Genomic DNA, 2,921 nt, shown 5'->3' on the forward strand with positions numbered 1-2,921 from the left:
GAGCTCCGAATTTGAATTATCCGCTTTTTTTGAAATGACACCGGATCTTGTTTGCATTGCAGGAAAAGACGGGTTCTTTAAAAAAATTAACCAGGCTGTTATTGATAAATTGGGTTTTACAAAAGAAGAATTATTTGCACAGCCAGTTGCATCATTTATATATCCAGAAGACAGGGATTTTACACAAAAAAACAGGGTTGGTTTACTTAGTGGTAACACGTTACGCAATTTTGTAAACCGTTATGTAACAAAAAAAGGTGAGATTATTTGGCTTGAATGGACCTCGATTTATTCACCTGATAAAGAAATAGTTTTTGCTATTGCAAAAGATGTTACAGAACGAAAAGTAATTGAAAAAGAAGCAGAGGAAAAATATGTAAAACTTAAAAACATAGCTGCAAATTTTAAAAAAAGGGTTGAAAAAGATAAAAAATATATAGCCTACGAATTACATGAAGAACTTGCCCAGCTTGTTGTTGCAATAAAAATGGATGTAGAATGGATAGCTGTTAATATGCCCCATTTACCAGAAGCATTAAATTTACGGATTGAAAATGCTGTGGCTGTTTCCAAAATGCTGATCAAAGCAATTCAAAGAATTTCTTTTTCAATTAGTCCGGCTTTGATTGATGAATTAGGATTAAACGCCACACTGGAATGGCTTTGTAATGAATTTTCTCTTTTGAATGGTGTATCCTGCAGTTTTACAAGTGAATATGATGAAGAAAATTTAACACCTGAAACGAGAATAGATTTTTTCAGGGTTTGCCAGGAATCCCTTATCAATGTCGCCTCTCATGCAAAGGCAGAGAATGTAATAATAAATATAAAAGCTGTTGAAGATAAAATACAACTAACTATTTTTGATGATGGTAAAGGGTTTGATGTAAATCAGCAAAAAGAAACCCCGGGATTGATCAATATGCAAGAGCGTGCTGCGTCTATAAACGGACAGTTTACTATTGAAAGCAAAATAGGAGCAGGAACTAAAATATATTTTACAGTAGAAAAATATTGGCCTGTATAAATTAATGGTATTTATGCGAACGAATATTGGTTTTATATTAACGGCTGTCTTATTTCTTGCGCTTGCAGAAAAATTTGTATTTGCCCAAAACAAAAAAAATGCCGGTGACCGTTTTGTAACTTATATCATTGATATAAAAAAGCAGGAACTAAAACTGTATTGGAAAAATGATGCTAATGAAAATTTTAAAAGTATTGAAAACCTTAAATTATGGGTAGAGAAAAAAAATAAAAAATTATTATTTGCTGCAAATGCAGGAATGTATAAAACGGATAATTCTCCCCTTGGCCTTTTTATAGAAGATAAAAAAATAATTTCTCCTTTAAACAAAGCAAATGCAACAGGTAATTTTTACCTTAAGCCCAATGGCGTTTTTTATATTACTGATGATAACGTTCCTTTTATTTGCACCACCAGCAAATTTTTTAACAATGGCAAAATAAAATATGCTGCACAATCTGGCCCAATGCTGTTAATTGATGGGAAAATACATAATGCATTTACAAAGGGTTCTGCCAATGTAAATATTAGAAACGGTGTGGGAATTTTGCCTGATAACAGCATTGTTTTCGCCATGTCGAAAAATGAAATCAACTTTTATGATTTTGCAATCTATTTTAAAAATATGGGTTGTAAAAATGCTTTGTATTTGGATGGTTTTGTTTCCCGAACTTATTTGCCTGAGCAAAACTGGATACAAACCGATGGTGATTTTGGAGTAATGATTGGAGTAACTGCAAACAAATAAAAAGGATTAGTCACAAAAATTCTCTACAAATCCTGTATAGTTTTTCTTCTGATGCTTCTTAATTTTTTAAAATGAGATGCTGGTAAGCCTGTTACTTTTTTAAACTGGGTTGAAATATGCGATACACTGCTGTAGTTTAGCCTGTCGGCAATTTGAGTAAGGGTTAAATCTTCCAGCACCAGCATTTCTTTTACTTTTTCAATTTTTAATGCAATAGTGTATTGTTCAATTGTGTTGGCCTGCATCGCAGAAAAATAACTGGATAAATAAGCATAATCGTAATTAAGCTTTTTACTCAGGTAATCGGATAAATTAATTTTAATGCGGCTGTTATTATCTATATATTCTGTAATTAAAGCTTTTATCTGGTCGGCCAGTACACCTTCTTTGCTTTTTACAAGCTCCAACCCGGCTTTTTTTATAGCAACAGCAAATTGTCCCAGTTTTTTTTCAGAAAGTTTTTCTTTGATATCAGCTTCGCCCAGCTCCACCTTTAAAGGGTGGGCACCTATTTTTTCCAGTTCTTCTTTTACCAATACTTTACAGCTTTCGCATGCCATATTGCGGATATATAATTTCATACAGGTTGTTATTAGGTTGTACAATTACAACGGTAATGCAATTATATATAAACTTTAATGTAACCCGAAATTAAAATGGGGTTTTATTGTTGGAGTAAAGAAATTAAAAGCTTGGGGCTGCCATTGTCTTTTTTTATTTCCAGTACATTGGTATTAGAAAGGTTGAATTGATAATCATTGGTGCTGTACATTTCAGTTTGCTGATATTCTTCTTTAAAAAACTCGAAAATATATACGGCTGCAGCATTGGGTAAAATAATAATTTGCACAGAAGAATTAATTTTATGCTCATTGTTATTGTTATAAAAAACAACTTCGGCATCAAAAACAATTAACCCGTTTACCCTTTTAAGGTTATTGGTTTCAATAAAGGTTTGCAGTTGTTCTTTGTTGAGTATAGTCATAATAAAGCAACTGCAAATTAATTTAGCCGTTATATAAAACTGTTATATAATTTCGTGTTTTTATTATATAGTTTTTGGAAAAAATTAAATCCGTTTAAATCAATTAATTTAAAAAGAAGATTTAACTGTGAGGTGCCCTTTTTTTTGCCTGCCGGTTTTTT

Annotated in this window: 4 protein-coding genes; 2 read left to right on the forward strand and 2 right to left on the reverse strand. The window is 31.9% G+C overall.

The genetic code is table 11. From position 1 onward, the window contains the following. Both ACY65O_RS09780 and ACY65O_RS09785 read left to right on the forward strand, forming a co-directional pair. Positions 1-1,027: PAS domain-containing sensor histidine kinase (locus ACY65O_RS09780; RefSeq protein ID WP_462220670.1), on the forward strand; the 1,027-nt coding region annotated here is incomplete at its 5' end. Positions 1,028-1,040: 13 nt separating this feature from the next. Continuing rightward, positions 1,041-1,775 (forward strand): phosphodiester glycosidase family protein, encoded by a 735-nt coding sequence (locus ACY65O_RS09785; RefSeq protein WP_462220671.1) that lies wholly within the window; start codon positions 1,041-1,043, stop codon positions 1,773-1,775. A 23-nt stretch (positions 1,776-1,798) separates the two neighbouring features. On the opposite strand, the gene ACY65O_RS09790 is transcribed toward ACY65O_RS09785, so the two are convergent. Both ACY65O_RS09790 and ACY65O_RS09795 read right to left on the reverse strand, forming a co-directional pair. After that, positions 1,799-2,356, reverse strand: a complete 558-nt coding sequence (locus ACY65O_RS09790; protein ID WP_462220672.1) for a helix-turn-helix domain-containing protein — start codon at positions 2,354-2,356, stop codon at positions 1,799-1,801. A gap of 83 nt (positions 2,357-2,439) precedes the next feature. Then, a complete protein-coding gene (locus ACY65O_RS09795; protein WP_462220673.1) occupies positions 2,440-2,760 on the reverse strand; it encodes a hypothetical protein in 321 nt (106 codons plus the stop codon). Positions 2,761-2,921: the final 161 nt, after the last annotated feature.

The sequence above is a fragment of the Ferruginibacter sp. genome (genome assembly GCF_031430955.1).
Classification (GTDB): Bacteria; Bacteroidota; Bacteroidia; order Chitinophagales; family Chitinophagaceae; genus Ferruginibacter.

Excerpts from the sequence above, each read along its gene's own strand:
- ACY65O_RS09790 (WP_462220672.1), bottom strand. The coding sequence starts at position 2,356 with ATGAAATTATATATCCGCAATATGGCATGCGAAAGCTGTAAAGTATTG.
- ACY65O_RS09785 (WP_462220671.1), top strand. The coding sequence starts at position 1,041 with ATGCGAACGAATATTGGTTTTATATTAACGGCTGTCTTATTTCTTGCG.
- ACY65O_RS09795 (WP_462220673.1), bottom strand. The coding sequence starts at position 2,760 with ATGACTATACTCAACAAAGAACAACTGCAAACCTTTATTGAAACCAAT.